The organism is Flavobacterium gelatinilyticum (assembly GCF_027111295.1).
Lineage (GTDB): Bacteria > Bacteroidota > Bacteroidia > Flavobacteriales > Flavobacteriaceae > Flavobacterium > Flavobacterium gelatinilyticum.
Map to the genome: position 1 here is coordinate 3,828,307 of NZ_CP114287.1, position 18,862 is coordinate 3,847,168.

An 18,862-nucleotide genomic window follows, 5' to 3' on the forward strand; every position below is an offset into this window, starting at 1 on the left:
AACCAACTAAAAACCAATTTTTTTATGAAGTGATAATGTAATTCTTTTTGAGAAATACAAGAAAGAAAATCGGAAAATAGGACGAGTATTTCCCGATTTAGTATTGTGTTTTAAACGACGTATCGAAATTAAATCATTTAAAATCAATCCAAAATTATGAAAAAAATAATTAAGAGGAATTGGCCTGGCCGCTATATGCCTAAAATTAGTCTTAGAATGAAATTAACTACATTTTTTTTGATGCTTTCTTTGATGAAAATTCAAGCTGGTGTCTATTCGCAAAATACAAAGCTGACATTAAACTTAAATAATGTTCCTGTCGAAAAGCTGTTTAACAAAGTAGAATCTGTTTCTCAATACAGGTTTCTTTTTGAAAGCAGTGCAATTGACTTAAATAGAAAAGTAACCATTAATGTTAAGAAAAAAGGAATAGCTGAAATACTGGAAGAAGTATTTAAGAATACCGATATCTCTTATAGTATAAATGACCGCCAGATTATATTGGTCAGGAAAAAACAACAGATAAATTTAACAGAAAAACATTCTGCTGAAAAATTAGCAGTAGAACAAGGTATAGAAATTACAGGGGTAGTGACGGACTCCCAAAACATGCCTGTTCCCGGAGCTAATGTTAACGAAAAAGGAACAAAAAATGGTGTGTCGACCGACTTAGACGGAAAGTTTGCCATTCGCGTAAGCGGATCAAGCAGTGTATTGGTTTTTTCCTTTATCGGATTTGAGAATAAAGAGGTAACAGTTGGTCAGAGTAAGTCTTTAAGTGTAATTCTAAGCGAACAAAATTCGGCATTAAACGAAGTTATAGTGGTGGGTTACGGATCTGTAAAGAAAAAAGACTTGACAGGAGCTGTGGCAACAGTTAAATCATCAGATATTCTTTTGAGTCCTGTGGCTAGTCCAATGGAGGCCCTTCAAGGAAGAGTTTCAGGTATGGATATTCAGCGTGGATCTGGAAAAGCAGGCACTTCTCCAAAGGTATTAGTAAGAGGAAACAGATCTTTAACAGCAAGTCAGGACCCGTTGTATATTGTTGACGGAATTCCTTCGAGTATTGATAATTTAAATACAAATGATATTGAGAGTATTGATGTTTTAAAAGACGCTTCGTCTACAGCAATATACGGTTCTTCAGGAGCTAACGGAGTTATTATAGTTACGACTAAAAAGGCAAAAGCAGGAAAGACACAAATAGATTTTAACAGCTATTTTGGATTAAATGGTTTCTCCTCTTTTCCGGCTCCGCTTACTGGAGAGAGATGGCTGAATTATAAAAAAGACAGATTTTATCTGGACAACGGCTACGAAGCAACAAATTTAACCGATTTAGGTTTGAACGCATCGGCAGTTGCAGCAATCGAAAAAGGGCAATATGTAAATTGGATTGATGAAAGTCTGCAGGTCGGAATACAGCAAAATCATAATCTTTTTATGAGAGGAGGATCAGAAAAAGTTCAGGGTTATTTTTCTTTAGGATATGTGGGAGAAGAAGGGATTTATCAAAATGATAAAATGAACAAATTTAACTCGAGAGGAGGAATTGATCTTAAATTCAGCGATAAATTCAAGACTGGTTTTCAATTGATTTTAAATTATAGCAAAGGAAGCACAACAAATAGCAGAATTAACAAAGCCTACAGCGTTTACCCGTTAGGAGTGCCATTTGATGAAGATGGAGTTGTAAATCTTTATCCGTTAGAAGGAGATCCTAATAACATTAGCATTCTGGCAAATAATTATCCAGGGGCTTTTGCAGATGAAACTATAGGTTATAATGTGCAATTTAACCCTTATCTTGAATTTGAATTTGCCAAAAATTTTAAACTGAGATCTAATCTGGGAACTAAATTTTCTGGAAACAGAGCCGGTACTTTTCAAAATAAAAATTCATACAATTTACTGACAGAAGGAAGAACGGCAAGTGAGGCAACTTACAACATAGAACTGGCTTACAGTTATATTTGGGAAAATATATTGAATTACAATTTTAAACTTGGAAAAGATCATGAGTTTACTGCAACAGGAATCACTTCCTGGGCAGATAGCAGAGAAGAAGGATCTTATATGGGAGGGAATGGTTTAGATTACGATGATTTCTTGTTCTACAATATGGGCGCTGTAAAAAATCTTACTACGAGAATGAATACCTACAGCCAGTTTAACAGAATGTCATTTGCTGGACGTCTTAACTATAGTTTTAAAGGGAAGTATCTTTTTCAATTAACCAATAGATGGGACGGAGTTTCTCCCTTGGCAGAGGGTAACAAATGGTCCTCTTTCCCTTCGGCATCGGTAGCCTGGCGCATCAGCGATGAAGGTTTTATGCAGGGAACAAGTTCATGGCTTAATAATCTAAAACTAAGACTTGGTTATGGTGTTTCAGGATCGGCAAATATTGACCCGTATTCTAGTTTAACACGTACATCGACCAAAACCAGCAATCTTTCTCTTGGCGGTGGTACAGTTTTGCCTTTGTATGTTCCTACTGAGCATATTTCAAATCCAGATTTAACATGGGAACGCTCTACAAATACGAATTTAGGTTTAGATGTTTCTGTATTGCGTAATAAAATAGATCTTGTGGCCGAATACTACTGGACCAATACAGATGGTATTTTGTGGGATCGCCGTCTGCCTACTAGTTCAGGAGGTTATGATGCTAAAACACCTTATAAAAAGACGTCTAATATTGCGGCTTCTAAAAATGAAGGATTCGAATTGGCTATAAATACTAAAAATATCGAAACTGAAAACTTCAAATGGAGCACTTCATTTACGTATACCCACGCAAAAGAAAAGCTTACAAATATTGATTTGGGGAATTTAAGTGTCAGCCAGTTAATTTCTGAAGGTCTTTTCATCGGACAAACTCCTGCAGCAGGAGGGGTGTTTTATGATTATAAAAAAATAGGAATCTGGCAATTAGGACAAGAAGCAGAAGCGGCCTTGTACGGAGCGAAACCGGGAGATATTAAACTGCAGACTGTAGAGCAATTTGATGCCAACGGAGTATCTGATAATGGTGTGCATGTTTATTCTACAAAAGACAGAATGATTGTTGGTAACAATGTTCCGGACTATTTTTTTGGATTACAAAACACCTTAAAATATAAAAATTTTGATTTTACGGTATTTGTAAACGGAAGATACGGCGGTATGATGCGTGCGCAGGTACTTGGATATTGGAACAAAGAAGCACAGCCGTCTACATACGATTACTGGACACAAGATAACCCTACAAACGATTTTCCGAGACCCGGAGGAACTTTCAATACGCAATTTCAGTCGGCATTAGAATTGGTAGATGCATCTTATATCAAAATCAAAAATATTACGATTGGCTACTCTATGCCGGAAGATTTTCTTAAAAAAAGCGGCCTGAATTCTTTAAGGCTGTATGCAACAGCTTACAATCCTTTTGTTTTTAGCCGCAGCCATTTATTAAAAGATGTTGATCCGGAAAACGGAGGGTCAGATTCTTTCCCATTATTTAAACAAGTTATTTTCGGTCTTAATTTATCATTGTAATATGAAAAAGTATATAAAATTAAAAATAGTAATCGCAGCGTTTTTTCTGGTTGGTTTAATTCAGTCATGCAGTTTAGATGAAAAGAATTTAACCACTGTTTCTTTGGATAAATCATACGGTGAAAGAGCCGGATTTGAAGGGTTGATTAATAGTTGCTATGAGAATCTGTATTATTTGCACGGAAAAGTCGATTACATTGCGCCAACAGAAGCAGGAACTGATTCATGGGAAAATATTGGCACGAGCGGAATTGGTTATGCGCAATATGCAAGCCAGCTAAATCCGGACGACGGAAATATTAAAGTAATCTGGGGAACTTCGTATGCGACTATAAATCTTTGTAACACGGCTATTTATTACTCAAAAGATGTGAAAGGCTATTCTTCTGAAGACGAAATGAATGCGGTATTGGCAGAAGCATATTTCCTGAGAGCATTTTGCAATTTTGTTTTAGTAGAGCAATTTGGAGGTGTAGTTTTAAGAACAGAATCATCAATTATTGAAGGAGCAGACAATGCGCCGGTTCGCAGTTCTGAAAAAGAATTCTATGATTTAATTATCGGAGATTTAAAATTTGCCTGTACACATCTTCCTGTTCAGCAGACTTTACAAGGCCGAGTGGCTAAAAAAGCCGCTTACGGTTTACTGGCAAAAGTATATTTGCAAAGAACAAGATTAGGCGATGCTGCACAGTATTCTAAACTAGCTTTGGATACTGCCGAAGAATTAATTAATAATGCGGCAAAATACAATACAGCTTTATATTTGAGCGATAATACTTCATCGGGATTTAAAAAACTGTGGGACGGCAGCAATAATAAGAAAAACACAGAATTTTTGTTTACACAGGGAATTGATCCCGGAGGTCTTAACCCCGAGGGATTTAACAGAGGAAGAACAAGACAATATTATTTACCGGATTTAGCAACAAGAGGAGCCGAGTGGGGAGCCGGGGCAACCAGTATCCTGTACGGAAGAGCCAACAGCCGTATGCTGAAACCAAGTAAATATTTATTGACAGAAGTATTTTCTCCGGTACCATCGCCGGCAGATACACGTTTTGCAGAAACATTTACGTTTAAATTTTATGCGGCGGCCAATAAAACAATTACACAAGCTATGGCAGATGCTTACAAAAAAGACGCTTCGGTAGTGGGTTACACCATTAAAAACACATTAGCTCAGGCACTTCCATCGGTTAACTTTTATTCTCAAAGAATAGAAGAGCAGATTAATATGAATAATGATGAAGGTCTGGCTGTCTTTACTCCTAACTGGAATATTGATCCGGTTGTTAAAAGTAAAATGCCAGTGCTTGTTGCTGATCCAAGTGATGTTTTCGAACCCGGAACGAATAAATATAAAGATCCGGCAATGTATCCAAACGATCCAAATTTAATTAATATGTTTCCGGCCATGCGAAAATTCTCTGCCGCATTGTATTGCCAGAGCAATCAGTATTGGTTAGGCGATATTCCTATTATTCGTTTGGGCGAAATTTATCTGGTTGCAGCAGAAGCCGCTATTTTAAGCGACAATCAGGCTAAAGCTCTGGTTTATGTAAATACTTTAAGAAAAAGAGCGGCCATAACTTCGAGAGAAAATGAAATGTTAGCGACGAGCGGAGATATGAATATCGATTTTATTTTGAAAGAAAGAGCAAGGGAGTTATCTGGCGAGCACACACGATGGACGGATCTTAAACGTACCGGAAAGCTGAATAAAACCTACTTAGATCAAACAAATCCTATTGCAGGAGCTAATTTTATTAACGAGAAACATATCGTAAGGCCAATTCCGAGATCATTTTTGGATGCAATTTCAAATGCCAAAGAATTTGGTACTAATGGATATTAATTCTTTTTTGGTTAGTCATCAAAGGCAGGTCGAAAGATCTGCCTTTACTAATCTATTTCGTGTGTCTGCTTTAAATAGATTTGCTTTTAAAATCAATCGATCATACTTAAGATTACTAGAGTTTTTGTTCTTCAGAAGAGATTAAAAAATAAAAAATGAATTTGTTATTTTAAATTAGTCTTAATTACGTGTTTAATTGCTTGAAATTCTATATTTTTGCACCGTTATAATTTTATTAGAATGGCTTTAGTTAGTGATTTAACCACCACAGTATTATTTGAAACCGAAAAAGGATACAGTTATCAATGTGATTTGACCAATAGTATCGTTATCAATTTTGTTGATACAGTGTCAAGTTATAAAATTCAGGATTTTTTGATTTTTCAAAGAAAAGTCAATAACGTTGATATTCTTAATATGCTTTATGACTTATCTGATAAGTCAGATGCACAGCTGATTGAAACCACAAAAAGAAATTTTTCCAGAAATCTTACCATCTGCGAAATAGTGCAGCTGAGAGAATTATTAAACGGAACTAAATTTACTCTCAACTTACATTCTATGCTTTGTAATATTGGAAACGTAACACTTATTTAGATTCTTACTTAGATTAAATCCAAATTTTCAGACATTTAGGGCTGCTTTCTTAAGTTTTTGTAATTTTACATTCTAAAAATTACTGTTATGAAAGATTTACTAAGAACAAGCACGTCATTAACTGAAGGCGTAGAAAATATATTGAATTTACAGGCGAAATTAGAAAGTGATGCTTCTAACAAATATTTAGCTATGGCTGCATGGCTTGATAGAAATGGTTATGCAAATACAGCAGGATATTTGTATAAGCAGGCAGAAGAAGAAAGAGAGCATTTTCTAAAAATCTTCAAATTCATTACAGATATGGGAGGGATTGCTATTACGCCATCGGTTCCTGAAGTACAGCAGGAGTTTGCTTCTTTTAGAGAAGTATTCGAAATTGCTTTACAAAACGAAATTGCAGTTACTCAGGCAATCAATAAAGTAATCGCTAAATGTAGAGCTGAAAATGATTATGCTACAGAAGATTTTATGATGTGGTATGTAGCTGAGCAAAGAGAAGAAGAGAAAAATGCAAGAAGAGCATTAGAACTTTTCGAACTAATTAACGGAAACGAAGCTGACGGTAAATTCCAATTGGATGTTCAGATTTCAAAAATCGGATAATAACCGATTATAAAAATTAAAGCCCTTAATAATCCAGATTATTAAGGGCTTTTTCTATTTTACTCATTCATCAAAGTTTCAATTTCATCTGCTTCAACCGGAATGTTGCGCATTAAATTGAAAGGTTCTCCTTTTTCCTGAACCACAACGTTGTCTTCTAAACGGATTCCGAATTTTTCTCCCGGAATATAAATTCCCGGCTCAACCGTAAAAACCATGTTTGGTTTCATTGGTTCGTGAAGCAATCCGTAATCGTGCGTGTCAAGTCCCATGTGGTGAGAAGTTCCGTGCATGAAATATTTTTTGTAAGCCGGCCATTCCGGATTTTCGTTCTGAACATCGGCTTTGTCTAATAAACCTAAACCAAGTAATTCCGAAGTCATGATTTTACCCACTTCAATATGGTATTGTTTCCAAAGTGTTCCCGGAGTAAGCATTTTTGTAGCTTCGTTTTTAACTCTTAAAACAGCATTGTAAACCGCTTTTTGACGATCTGTAAAACGTCCCGAAACCGGAATTGTTCTTGTCATGTCGCTTGAATAATTGGCATATTCGGCAGCAACGTCAAGTAATAATAAATCACCTTCTTTACATTGCTGATTGTTTTCGATATAATGCAAAACATTCGCATTGTTTCCCGAAGCGATAATTGGTGTATAAGCAAAACCTTTAGAACGGTTACGAATAAATTCGTGCGCCAGTTCGGCTTCAACTTCATATTCTGTAACATTTGGTTTTACGAATCCTAATAATCTGCGGAAACCTTTCTCGGTAATATCACAGGCGTGCTGAATAAGGTCGATTTCTTCGCTTTCTTTTACAGAACGAAGTCTTTGCAGGATTGGATTACTTTTTGCAACATTGTGAGCCGGATAACGTTCTTTCCACCATTTTACAAAACGAGCTTCGCGGGTTTCTGTTTCTACAGATGCGCGGTAATGTTCGTTGGTATTAATGTACATCGTATCGGCATACGTCATCATTTCGTTCAAAACTTTATGAAAATCCTGTAACCAATAAACAGTTCTGATTCCCGAAACCTGAAAAGCACGTTCTTTAGTCAGTTTTTCACCTTCCCAAACCGCGATATGATCGTTGGTTTCTCTCAAAAAAAGAATTTCTCTCTGGCTTTCGTAAGGCGCATCCGGAAATAAAAGCAAAACACTTTCTTCCTGATCTACACCACTTAGATAAAAAATATCTCTGTGTTGTGCAAACGGCAGCGTACTGTCGGCACTAATTGGGTAAATGTCATTTGAATTGAACACGGCAACCGAATTAGGTTTCATTTCGGCCATGAATTTTCTGCGGTTTTTTACAAAAAGAGCGCTGTTTATTTGATGATATTTCATAATTATTTCGTTTTTGAACTTCGAATTTCAAAATTACGTTTTTTAACCAAACAGCATGAAATTGATTTATTAAAGTTTTCTTATTTGTTTTGAGTTTTGATTCGTATTAAGTTTAACTGCATCCCGATAGCTATCGGGAGCAAAGATTTGACACAAGTTTGTCATTTCGACGTAAGGAGAAATCACACGCGAAACTCTAAAAAAAAAGTTGATTCGTTTCACGCAGATTTTTACAGGTTTAAATTTCATAATCTTTAAAACGATTTTGTATTTTGGCTGATAATATTCTAAACCTAGAAGCGGAATGAAAAATCTTCTTATTTTTCTATTTATCTCAAATATTTCATTTTCACAGACAGCTGTCTTAAAATTGAAATTTCCAAAAGAACCAAAGATTTCTCAAAAATTCCAAAATGCAATTGATGAACAAAAAAATGAAGTTTATTGGGTTTATAAAAGCAACAAAGAAGAGATTAAAAATTATACAGTAGAATTTATTTTAGACAAAATCGACAATAATCCAGAGTATTCATATTTATTTAATGCTGAATATTGGATAGCATTTAATTATCAAAATGTAATTCTACAATTAATTGAGCGAATAACAAATAAAAAAGAAATTGGTCTTGTGAATAGTGCCGATTTAATGATATTGGAAAGAATAGAAAGTGGAGATTTAAAAAAATACGGACATGGATTTATTGTGGATGATGATTTGTTTACAATTGCAGGCAGAGCAAATAGATTGTTGACAGTAGTAACAGGAGAAAATTTTGGTTCGGTTTCAATGAAATCAACTAAAGAAGATTTAAGAATTCTTCAGGATAAATGGGTGATGTGGTTGAAGAAACTTTAAATTCTCATACTTAAAATTAATTATGCATTTTAATTCAAATAATAATTATTTAAAAATGAAGTTAGCTTTTAAAAAGAAGAAATATGAAGTTTTTTAAAGTAATTCTAATCTTGATCTTAATGGTTTCTTGTAATAAAAAGAACGAAGACAAAAGGGATGAAAGCAATAATGATGTTCTTATTGTTTATAATGTTGACGAATTCTTTAAAAACAGGGAACGAAAAAATATAAAAGTAATTGATACCTCTTGCCTAAACGAAGAGAAGAGAGCCTTACAAGATATAAAAAGAGGGAAATTGGTATATTTCTATTATATGGGAATGACAACAAGATATAGAAGTAATAAGGAAATGAAGCAGATTCTTTCAAGATATAATATTCAAATGGACTCTGCTCTAACTTACTGTATTGCTATGCCGAAAGGCTTTAGAAGAAATTGTTATTCAACTTTAATGGATAAAGAAATTGAAAAGAAATATGGAAGTAAATTTATTGATTCTCTGAGAAATATTGCAGAGAAACAATTTGTTATTAATAATCCCGATTTTGTATTTCCTTTTGATGAATGTGATACAATCTCCAGATATCCCGGAACGAAAAATTACGATGATTTTTTTAAAAAACCCGACGACGATTTTTCAAAACAGTTTATTTATCCTAAAGGGTATTATTATAAAAATGAGAAAGATTTCTCAAGTACTAATGTGAGTTTTGTTTTGAATAAAAATGGGACATTAACAGATATTGAAACTGATTGCTCATTTGCAAATTCACAAAATGAGAAATTTGAAGAATATTTTAAACTTAAGGCAGAAAATTTTGTAAAACACGTAAAATGGATTCCTGCAAAACACAACGGTATAAACGTTAATAGTGAGATGCGGTTTCTATATTTTCATAAGTAGACAGAACCAATTCCATAAAAAAAACCGAAGCTTAATTTCAGCGTCGGTTTTTTCTTTTTATATCGTAAATTCTATTTTTTATCAAGTAACTTCTCCAAATAAGCAGCTTTTTCTCTTTCAACTTGAATCAATCTTTCATAAAGATTTTCATTCTTTTCAATAGTTTCAAGAAGTTTATCTAACGGATTGAAAGTGCATCCATAACTTATTACAGAGGAGCCAGTATTATTTTCTATTTCGATAGTATTCCCAATAATATTAAAAACCGCTTCTTCAGAAAAGTTTCTTATTACTTCGGCAGGAACTCCCAAAGCTTCTGCAATTCTATTTAACTTTTCGTCGTCAACGCTTTCGCTTCCTTCAATAATAGAGATTGATTGCTGTGTTGTGCCAATTGCCTGTGCAAGCGCTTCCTGCTTCATGTCTTTCAGTTCTCTAATTCGGCTAATGTTTCTGCCGATGTGTCTGGGTTTTGGTGCTGTGCTCATAATTCAAAGATATTTAAAAATCTTTTACATTTTTAGTTTCGGTACAAAACAAGGCTTTGCTTGTGAGATACATTTCTAAAAATATTTTGATGCGGTAAAAATACAATTTTTCTGACTATCGAATTGGTTTTGAATTTAGAATTGTGTAATCTTGGAGTGAGAAAGATTGTTTTGCAAATATGAATACAGAAAATATAAAACTACTTCGAAGTAAAATCTCAATTCCTTTAGATAAAGCAATGCAACTTCTTAAAAAGAATAATGACGATGTTGCACTTTCGGAACTTGATTTTCATAACGAGAATATCATCGAAATTTGTCAAAAGACAGATTGCGAAGAAGAAACGGCAAGAAAGGAATATCAAATCTGTAATTATGATGTAACAAAAACCATTGAAAGAATCAATCAAAAAGTGGTTGTAATCGCGACAGGAAATAATCTGGATTCAAAAATTGGGTTTATTTTATGGCCTCAGAATAAAGAAGGTGAATTTTATAAAACAGAGAAAAGAAATGATGCTTTTATTTCGGCAGAAGATTTTGAGATTGTTTTAAAGGTGTTTCAATCTGTTTTTCCTTTGCAAAATCTTTGGAATAATGAAGTTGAAAATAGATTCGATGAGATTGGACATAACTTTTTCGATGCTGAAACCAGCAGATTAATTGTAGAAAAGATAAAACTTCTGCACACAAATGACGAAAAAGAAAAAGCTTTTCTTTTGCAAATAATCAACTGGTTAAACGATAAATTAATCTACGCAGATTGTATCGTCGTTTATGGAAATTTATAAATATAAAATAATATGGTCGAGAGAGAAAAAATAATCAAAAATTACCTTGAAGGTTACAATGAATTTAATGTCGATAAAATGACAACGGATTTTAACGACGCTATTATTTTCGAAAATGTAACAAATGGCGAAGTAAACCTGTCTTTAAAGGGAGTAAAAGAATTTAAAGAACAGGCTGAGCAGACTAAAAGTTATTTCTCAAGCCGAAGACAAACGATTACAGCTTTCAATCATTTAGAATCTCAAACCGAAATAGAAATCGATTATCACGCTGTTCTGGCAATGGATTTCCCAAACGGAATGAAAAAAGGAGACGAATTAAATTTAAAAGGAAAATCTGTTTTTGAATTTTTAGATAATAAAATTATAAAGCTGACTGATATTAGTTAGAAAATTTAAAACAAATTATGAAAGTAAAAAATCGCTGCTTGATAGGATTAGTATTTTTTCTAATCAGTTATTTATTCTTTTCCAAAGTTTTGCCGAGTTTAAGCGAATCGATAGATTTTGCGCATTGGTTTAATTTAATCGGAGCCTGTTTTTTATTATCGTTTAATGATGCTTTTCCAAAAACAAAGATCAATAAAGTGGCTTCTGTTTTAACAACCATAGGCGTAATTGCGCATATTGGTCTTTGTACAATCGATTTTATAATGTCAGATTACGGAAATAACGAAATCGCAAAAGAACAGTTAAGTCAGCATATCGGCAATTCACCCTTGATTTTTTATCCGTTTATAGCGGTTGGACCGTCTTTGCTTTTTCTTGGTTTGGCGTTGCATGCATTCGCTTTTATAAAGACGGAAACTGTAAAATCTTTAATGGTAATTGTTGGTTCAATTGCCGTTGGAATTTCTTTTTTTGCTTTAAAGAACGGAGTTTTGATGCTTTTGAGTTGTGTCGTTTTTGTTTTAGGATTGGGATTGTTGCTTTTTAATGAGGAAAAGAAAAGTATTAAACTATAACCACAAAGTTTGTCATTCCGAGGAACGAGGAATCACACTCGGAACTCCGCAAAGTAAATCGCCAATCTTTGTCGAATTACTAGTGTGATTCCTCGTTCCTCGGAATGACAAACCTTAAGAAATAAAAAAAAGCCGAAGCTATTTAAACTTCGGCTTTTATTGGAATTTAACTAGTCGATCCATTTATAATAACGAGCTCCAATTAAAACAGGGATTTCTTTTTCGATTCTGTCTAAAACCCATTCGTTTTTCGGAGTTCTTACGCTTTGTTTTTGTTCTTTTTTATGAAGACTTTCGTAAGTGTTGAAATCAATTTCTACACTTTCTGCTAAATTTTCAAAAAGTTTCACGTTTGCCAAAGCCGATTGCCATTCCGGTTGAATTGTTCCTTCAAAAACTTTCGATTTAGAACCGCTTCCGTAAGCTAAGAAACCAAATTTAGTTCCGGCAACTTCTTTTTTAGTATCGTAGAAATGAGCCAAAGTCGACAATAATCCCATGAAAATAGAACCTGTATAAAGGTTTCCAATTAAAGAAGATGCTAATTCAGCAGGCTGTAATTTCTCTGTTACAAATGTTTTGTAGTTATCAGATTTTGCTACTTCTTTAATTTTTGTCTGATAATCTGCAGGTGCAATATCATCGGCAATAATTTTTTCGGCACTGTCTAAAGCATAAATTTCAGACAACATTCGTCGCCCTTGAAAAGAATACGGAAGGTGCATGATAATACTTGTCCAGGTATTATATAGAGTTTCGGTAGTGTTTTTTAATTTTTTGAATGAAAAGTAAGCATTACGCGTACGATCCATATAACATTGATTCGAATATTGTCCGTCAAAAACAGGCTGGTCTTTGTGGATTTCAATTTCGGCTTCTAAATTATCAAACCAGGAATCGTTGTTGGTGTTTTTAGTGATTTCTTCTTTAGAAATAGTTCTGTATGGTTTAAAGAAATCAAAAACACCTTTTGTGCTTGTTGCCCAATTGTCATCAAAAGCAATAATTTTTGGGTTTGCAGTAATCAGCATAGCGACAGCTCCGGCACCTTGAGTGTATTCTCCGCCAGAATTTAAATCGTATTTCGCAAAATCGCTTGTTACGACAATTGCTTTTTTCGCCGGATTTATTTTTACAAAATCAAGGCAGTTTTGCATGGCATCTACGCCGCCAATACAAGCAAAAGTAAAGTCAACAACATCGCATTCTGCCAAAACGTCTTCGCCAAATTTTTGCTCCATTAAACTAATTAAATAAGAAGCAATTGGTTTTGAGCTGTCTACGCTGCTTTCGGTACCAACATAGATTCGGCTTATTTCGTTTAGGTTAATTTTATTATCAGTAATAAGTTTTGTTAAAGCATTTGCTCCAAAAACAACTGCATCCTGATGAACGTCAGGGAAAGTCATTTTAAGTAATCCAAGACCTTTTTCTAGTTTTTCTGGTTCAATATTTCTGGCAACTGCCAATGTTTTTATGGGTAAGTGTATGTTTGCGACATCAAACGCGATGGCATCAATTCCTGTTTTCATTCTTGAAATTTTAAGCCGCTAAAGGTAAAACTATGATACGGAATGACAACTTTTTGTCTAAATAAAATTTCTGACGAAATACACTTTTGAAGAAAACAAATCAAAAGTTTGAATAAAATAACAATATGATAAAAATTTAATAATAGCACTACGTACTCGATTTTGCTCAGAACCACTGTAAAGCAGTTTTTTAGATTTTTCTATAGTAAATTAATTATTACGAATTTAAATTTTATACGTAAATATACGTATACGTAGTCTATTTTAAAATCATTATAAATAAGAGCGAAATGGTTGTAGTTCTTTTGTAATTGAGTTATTTTTGTCTAATTTTTTAAAACAAACTACTTAAACACTTATGGCACAATCTGCACTATTGAATGCTTCCATCTTAAAGAAAGTAGCTATGGCTCTTTCGGGAATATTCTTAATCACGTTTTTAGCGCTGCATGTTTCCTTAAATTTTATTTCTATTTTGAGTGAAGACGTTTTCAACGAAGCTTCTCACTTTATGGGATACAATCCGCTGATTCAGTATGTAATGCAGCCAGTTTTGGCATTTGGGGTAATTTTCCACTTTGTAATGGGATTTATTCTTACGGCTCAGAACAGCGCGGCACGACCAATTGCATACGCTAAATACAACGGAGCTGCAAACGCTTCTTGGAGTTCTAGAAATATGATTATTTCTGGATTGGTTATTTTGGCTTTCTTAGGATTGCACTTTTATGATTTCTGGTTTCCTGAAGTTAGCTACAAATATATAGCTGGAACAGCACCGGATGCTACAAGATATTATGGTGAGTTAGTTCACAAATTTCAAGACCCAATTCGTACAGGTTTATACTGTATTTCTTTTATCCTTTTAGGATTTCACTTATGGCACGGGTTTGCATCTTCTCTTCAATCTGTAGGGATGCACAACAAATACTCGAGATTTTTAGCAAAAGTAGGTTACTGGTTCGCAGTTGTAGTTCCGGCTCTTTTCGTAATTATCGCCTTATTTCATCATTTCAAACAATAATTAATATCAATTATAATGGCATTAGATTCAAAAATTCCAAATGGTCCTATAGCGGACAAATGGACAAATTATAAAGATCATATTAATTTAGTAAACCCGGCTAACAAACGTAACTTAGATATTATCGTTGTTGGTACAGGTTTGGCTGGAGGTTCGGCTGCGGCTACTCTGGCAGAGTTAGGATATAACGTAAAAGCATTTTGCTTCCAGGATTCTCCACGTCGTGCGCACTCTATTGCAGCACAAGGGGGTATCAATGCGGCAAAAAACTATAAAGGAGACGGTGACTCAGTTTACAGATTGTTCTACGATACTGTAAAAGGAGGTGACTACCGTGCACGTGAGGCAAACGTTCACCGTTTGGCTGAGGTTTCTGCAAATATTATTGACCAATGTGTGGCTCAAGGGGTGCCATTGGCTCGTGAATACGGCGGATTATTAGATAACCGTTCTTTTGGAGGAACTTTGGTTTCTCGTACATTCTACGCACAAGGACAAACCGGACAACAGTTATTGTTAGGAGCTTATTCTGCAATGAACCGTCAGATTGGTCGTGGAAAAATTAAAATGTACAACCGTCACGAAATGCTGGATTTAGTAATCGTAAACGGAAAAGCGAGAGGTATTATCGCTCGTAACTTAATTACAGGAGAAATAGAAAGACATTCTGCTCACGCGGTAGTAATTGGTTCTGGAGGATACGGAAACGTATTTTTCCTTTCAACAAATGCTATGGGAAGTAACGCAACAGCAGCTTGGAAAATTCATAAAAAAGGAGCGTTTTTCGCAAATCCTTGCTATACACAAATTCACCCAACATGTATTCCGGTTTCAGGAGATCATCAGTCTAAATTGACTTTGATGTCTGAATCTTTACGTAATGACGGTCGTATTTGGGTTCCTAAAAAATTAGAAGATGCTCAGGCAATCCGTGAAGGAAAGAAAAAAGCAACTGATTTATCTGAAGACGAAAGAGATTATTTCTTAGAAAGAAGATACCCTGCTTTTGGTAACTTAGTACCTCGTGACGTTGCATCTCGTGCGGCTAAAGAAAGATGTGATGCTGGTTTTGGAGTTAACAAAACAGGAGAAGCAGTTTACTTAGATTTCGCAGCAGCAATCAAACGTTACGGAACTGAAGATGCTTACGTAAAAGGTTTAGATGATAAAGATACTGCTTTGGTAACTAAATTAGGAGCTGCAATCGTAAAAAGTAAATACGGAAACTTATTCCAGATGTACTACAAAATCGTCGATGAGGATCCTTATACGACACCAATGATGATTTACCCTGCGGTTCACTACACAATGGGTGGAACCTGGGTTGATTATAACTTAATGACTACAATTCCTGGATGTTTCTCAATTGGAGAATCTAACTTCTCTGATCACGGAGCAAACAGACTTGGAGCTTCTGCTTTAATGCAAGGTTTAGCTGATGGATATTTCGTATTACCTTATACTATTGGAGATTATTTAGCTCCGGATATTAAAATGGGACCAATTTCTACAGATTTACCAGAATTTATTGAAGCTGAAAAAGCAGTAAAAGATCAAATCGAGAAATTTATCAATAACAACGGTAAACACTCAGTAGATTACTTCCACAAAAAATTAGGAAAAATTATGTGGAATAAAGTAGGTATGGCTCGTAATGCTAAAGGTTTAACTGAAGCTATCGAAGAAATTGCTACTTTACGTGAAGAGTTTTATAAAGATGTAAAAGTACCGGGAAGCGCTAACGAATTTAATCAGGAATTAGAAAAAGCGACTCGTGTTGCCGATTTCTTAGAATTAGGAGAATTGTTCGCGAAAGATGCTTTACACCGTAATGAATCTTGTGGTGGTCACTTCCGTGAGGAATACCAGACAGAAGAAGGAGAAGCACTTCGTGACGATGATAACTTTGCATACGTTGCAGCTTGGGAATACAAAGGAAAACCAAGTGATGCAGTATTACACAAAGAACCTCTGAATTACGAAAATATTAAATTAGTTCAAAGAAGTTATAAATAAGAATTTGGTCGAAAGCCCAAAGTCTTAAAGTCAAAAGGCAAAATGTGCCAAGCGACTTTCGACTTTCGACTTTATGACTTTCAAACGAAAAAGGTATGAAACTTACATTAAAAATATGGCGTCAAAAAAACGCCCAAGATAAAGGAGGGATTGTAGAATATCCTATCGACGGAATCGAACCGGATATGTCTTTCCTTGAAATGTTAGATGTTCTTAACGAAGATCTAATTAACAAAGGAGATGAGCCTGTAGCATTTGATCACGATTGTCGTGAAGGAATCTGCGGAATGTGTTCTTTATTCATTAATGGTGAAGCACACGGACCAGACAGAGGTGTTACAACTTGTCAGTTACACATGCGTATGTTTAAAGATGGTGATACCATTTTTATCGAGCCATTTAGAGCAAAAGCTTTCCCGGTAATTAAAGATTTAGTTGTTGACAGAAGTTCTTTTGACAGAATTCAACACGCAGGAGGATTTATCTCTGTAAATACTTCAGGAAATACAATCGATGCTAATACTATTCCAGTTCCAAAAGACGATGCAGATAAATCATTTGATGCGGCTGCTTGTATTGGATGCGGAGCTTGTGTGGCAACTTGTAAAAACTCTTCAGCAATGTTATTCGTTGCTGCAAAAGTTTCTCAATACGCCTTATTGCCGCAAGGTAAAGTTGAAGCAACTGATCGTGTATTAAACATGGTTCACCAAATGGATTTGGAAGGTTTTGGAAACTGTACCAATACAGGAGCATGCGAAATTGAATGTCCAAAAGGAATTTCATTAGAAAATATTGCACGTATGAACCGTGAGTATTTAGCAGCAAGCTTGAAAGGCTAAAAAAAGAGTACAATTTAGTATATTTAAAAAACGCATCAGCCATTGGTTGATGCGTTTTTTTGTACTACTTTTATCACTAAATAATAACCAAAAAACAAAAATATTTAATGAAAAGAATTTTACTTTTTGCAATGCTTGCGTTAAGCATTCAAAATTTTGCTCAGGTTGCCGTTACCTCTTCTGATCGTGGAGCAAACGATGAATTTAAGAAAGGAGAACTGGAAAAATTTAAAAGCACTACAACTGTTTTTATACTTCCGGAATTAAATACAAAAGAAGAATATGAAAAAATCTTAAAAGATGTCTGGACTGTAACTCCGTTTAAGGTTGTAGGATATCAGGATTTTAAAGTCTTGGATTATGCAGATGGAAAGCACTCTATAGCCAATTTTATTGGAGATATAACGACATCTTCAAAAGGTACAGTTTACATTCATACTAATTTAGCTGTACGTATTTTAAATAAAGAAAAATTTGATAAAGGTCTGGCTAAGCTTAAAACAGATGATAAAAAATACAACAGCAAATTAATTGGGCTTTTTGAACAAAACCTGTCTTTTATTGCAAGAGCACCGTTAAGCGTTAATAATAAATTTTTGGTAGACGCAATGAAAGCAAAATCTGAAGAAAAAAGAGGAGATCTTTACCACAGAATGTACGCAGATGAAAGTTTTACAAATACCAATTTAGGAATGCTGAAAAACTATTTCCAACTGATAAATCAGCTTATCAGCAAAGGAGAACACTGCGGTTTGTATGATGATTTTGTAAAACCGGAAATCACAAATCTTAAAGACAACACGCTTTACATTCCGGAAGCCTATATGATGGAATACAATCCGTGGAAGGGAAGTGAAAAACTGAGAGACGAAAAAGATCTTAAAAAACTCGTTGAAGATTATAAATTCAAATATCAGTTTATTAAAGATGAAGATCTTAAAAAGAAGATTCTAAACAACGATGAAATCTATTATATGCGATATGTAAGTATGAACGGAAACAAATATATAGATGTTGTAAATGCTAAAACCGGAAATCCCGCCTATTATTTTTACGGCGCCGGATTTGCCTATAACTTAAAAGACGACGATTTTAAAAAGATCAGTAAAGCTGCAGAAGGTAAAAAATAAGCATAAAAAACGCATCCATCATAACGGATGCGTTTTTTGTATATATGCATGTATTAGATTAATTTTATATAAAGCTCAGATTTATTACCTGAAAGCCTCGGAAATGTATAATTTACGATTTCCGGCACGAAAGGGTATCTGTTGAATTTTTAACCGAAACAGGCGCTGTTTTGACTTTTAATTTTTACTGCTGATTTTCTTTTTAAAATTCTATGGAAATTAGTTTTAAAATACTAAAGTCCGAATCTGTTAAAACCTGAAATTTGATAATTAAGAGGATTTATTGTCAATGCCGCTTTTGGTTTCGGGTAATTTCTTTTGAAATGTTTATTTTTGTAAATAGAAAAAACAATCCGG

At 34.5% G+C, this 18,862-nt stretch carries 16 protein-coding genes; 13 read left to right on the forward strand and 3 right to left on the reverse strand.

The features are described from left to right. The first annotated feature begins 216 nt into the window (after positions 1–216). The 4 genes from OZP11_RS16200 to OZP11_RS16215 all read left to right on the forward strand — a co-directional run bounded on the left by OZP11_RS16200 (position 217) and on the right by OZP11_RS16215 (position 6,604). The gene (locus OZP11_RS16200) at positions 217–3,543 is read left to right on the forward strand and encodes a TonB-dependent receptor (RefSeq protein WP_281231594.1); all 3,327 of its coding nucleotides are present in this window, start codon (positions 217–219) and stop codon (positions 3,541–3,543) included. A gap of 1 nt (position 3,544) precedes the next feature. Then, positions 3,545–5,401 (forward strand): RagB/SusD family nutrient uptake outer membrane protein, encoded by a 1,857-nt coding sequence (locus OZP11_RS16205; RefSeq protein ID WP_281231595.1) that lies wholly within the window; start codon positions 3,545–3,547, stop codon positions 5,399–5,401. Positions 5,402–5,641: 240 nt separating this feature from the next. Further along, positions 5,642–5,998, forward strand: a complete 357-nt coding sequence (locus OZP11_RS16210) for a hypothetical protein (protein ID WP_281231596.1) — start codon at positions 5,642–5,644, stop codon at positions 5,996–5,998. A gap of 87 nt (positions 5,999–6,085) precedes the next feature. Beyond that, positions 6,086–6,604 carry a ferritin gene (locus OZP11_RS16215; protein WP_281231597.1) on the forward strand — a complete coding sequence of 173 codons (519 nt, stop codon included), beginning with the start codon at positions 6,086–6,088 and terminating at the stop codon, positions 6,602–6,604. Between the two features lie 59 nt (positions 6,605–6,663). On the opposite strand, the gene OZP11_RS16220 is transcribed toward OZP11_RS16215, so the two are convergent. Further along, entirely contained in the window at positions 6,664–7,956 is a 1,293-nt protein-coding gene (locus OZP11_RS16220; RefSeq protein WP_281231598.1) for an aminopeptidase P family protein, read from the reverse strand. A 304-nt stretch (positions 7,957–8,260) separates the two neighbouring features. Here OZP11_RS16220 and OZP11_RS16225 point away from each other — a divergent pair, with 304 nt between their 5' ends. Together OZP11_RS16225 and OZP11_RS16230 are read left to right on the forward strand one after the other, a co-directional pair. Next, a complete protein-coding gene (locus tag OZP11_RS16225) occupies positions 8,261–8,812 on the forward strand; it encodes a hypothetical protein (RefSeq protein WP_281231599.1) in 552 nt (183 codons plus the stop codon). An 83-nt stretch (positions 8,813–8,895) separates the two neighbouring features. Continuing rightward, positions 8,896–9,717 (forward strand): hypothetical protein, encoded by an 822-nt coding sequence (locus OZP11_RS16230; protein WP_281231600.1) that lies wholly within the window; start codon positions 8,896–8,898, stop codon positions 9,715–9,717. Between the two features lie 71 nt (positions 9,718–9,788). Here OZP11_RS16230 and OZP11_RS16235 read toward each other — a convergent pair whose 3' ends face one another. Next, complete coding sequence (locus tag OZP11_RS16235) at positions 9,789–10,205, reverse strand: helix-turn-helix domain-containing protein (protein WP_281231601.1); 417 nt, start codon at positions 10,203–10,205, stop codon at positions 9,789–9,791. Between the two features lie 179 nt (positions 10,206–10,384). Between OZP11_RS16235 and OZP11_RS16240 the strand changes: the two genes are divergently transcribed. The 3 genes from OZP11_RS16240 to OZP11_RS16250 are packed head-to-tail and all read left to right on the forward strand — an operon-like array spanning position 10,385 to position 11,961. Continuing rightward, positions 10,385–10,996: a hypothetical protein gene (locus tag OZP11_RS16240; protein WP_281231602.1), complete on the forward strand. Its 612-nt coding sequence runs from the start codon at positions 10,385–10,387 to the stop codon at positions 10,994–10,996. Positions 10,997–11,008: 12 nt separating this feature from the next. Beyond that, complete coding sequence (locus OZP11_RS16245) at positions 11,009–11,386, forward strand: nuclear transport factor 2 family protein (RefSeq protein WP_281231603.1); 378 nt, start codon at positions 11,009–11,011, stop codon at positions 11,384–11,386. Between the two features lie 17 nt (positions 11,387–11,403). Continuing rightward, a complete protein-coding gene (locus OZP11_RS16250) occupies positions 11,404–11,961 on the forward strand; it encodes a hypothetical protein (protein ID WP_281231604.1) in 558 nt (185 codons plus the stop codon). Positions 11,962–12,131: 170 nt separating this feature from the next. On the opposite strand, the gene OZP11_RS16255 is transcribed toward OZP11_RS16250, so the two are convergent. Then, entirely contained in the window at positions 12,132–13,493 is a 1,362-nt protein-coding gene (locus OZP11_RS16255) for a hydroxymethylglutaryl-CoA synthase family protein (protein ID WP_281231605.1), read from the reverse strand. A 358-nt stretch (positions 13,494–13,851) separates the two neighbouring features. On the opposite strand from OZP11_RS16255, the gene OZP11_RS16260 reads away from it, so the two are divergent. The 4 genes from OZP11_RS16260 (at position 13,852) to OZP11_RS16275 (ending at position 18,505) form a co-directional block, all read left to right on the forward strand. Continuing rightward, positions 13,852–14,517, forward strand: coding sequence for a succinate dehydrogenase cytochrome b subunit (locus OZP11_RS16260; RefSeq protein WP_281231606.1), 666 nt, complete (start codon positions 13,852–13,854; stop codon positions 14,515–14,517). Positions 14,518–14,532: 15 nt separating this feature from the next. After that, positions 14,533–16,533, forward strand: coding sequence for a fumarate reductase/succinate dehydrogenase flavoprotein subunit (locus tag OZP11_RS16265; protein ID WP_281231607.1), 2,001 nt, complete (start codon positions 14,533–14,535; stop codon positions 16,531–16,533). A 95-nt stretch (positions 16,534–16,628) separates the two neighbouring features. Continuing rightward, the gene (locus OZP11_RS16270; protein WP_281231608.1) at positions 16,629–17,375 is read left to right on the forward strand and encodes a succinate dehydrogenase/fumarate reductase iron-sulfur subunit; all 747 of its coding nucleotides are present in this window, start codon (positions 16,629–16,631) and stop codon (positions 17,373–17,375) included. A 107-nt stretch (positions 17,376–17,482) separates the two neighbouring features. After that, positions 17,483–18,505: a hypothetical protein gene (locus OZP11_RS16275; protein ID WP_281231609.1), complete on the forward strand. Its 1,023-nt coding sequence runs from the start codon at positions 17,483–17,485 to the stop codon at positions 18,503–18,505. Positions 18,506–18,862 lie beyond the last annotated feature (357 nt).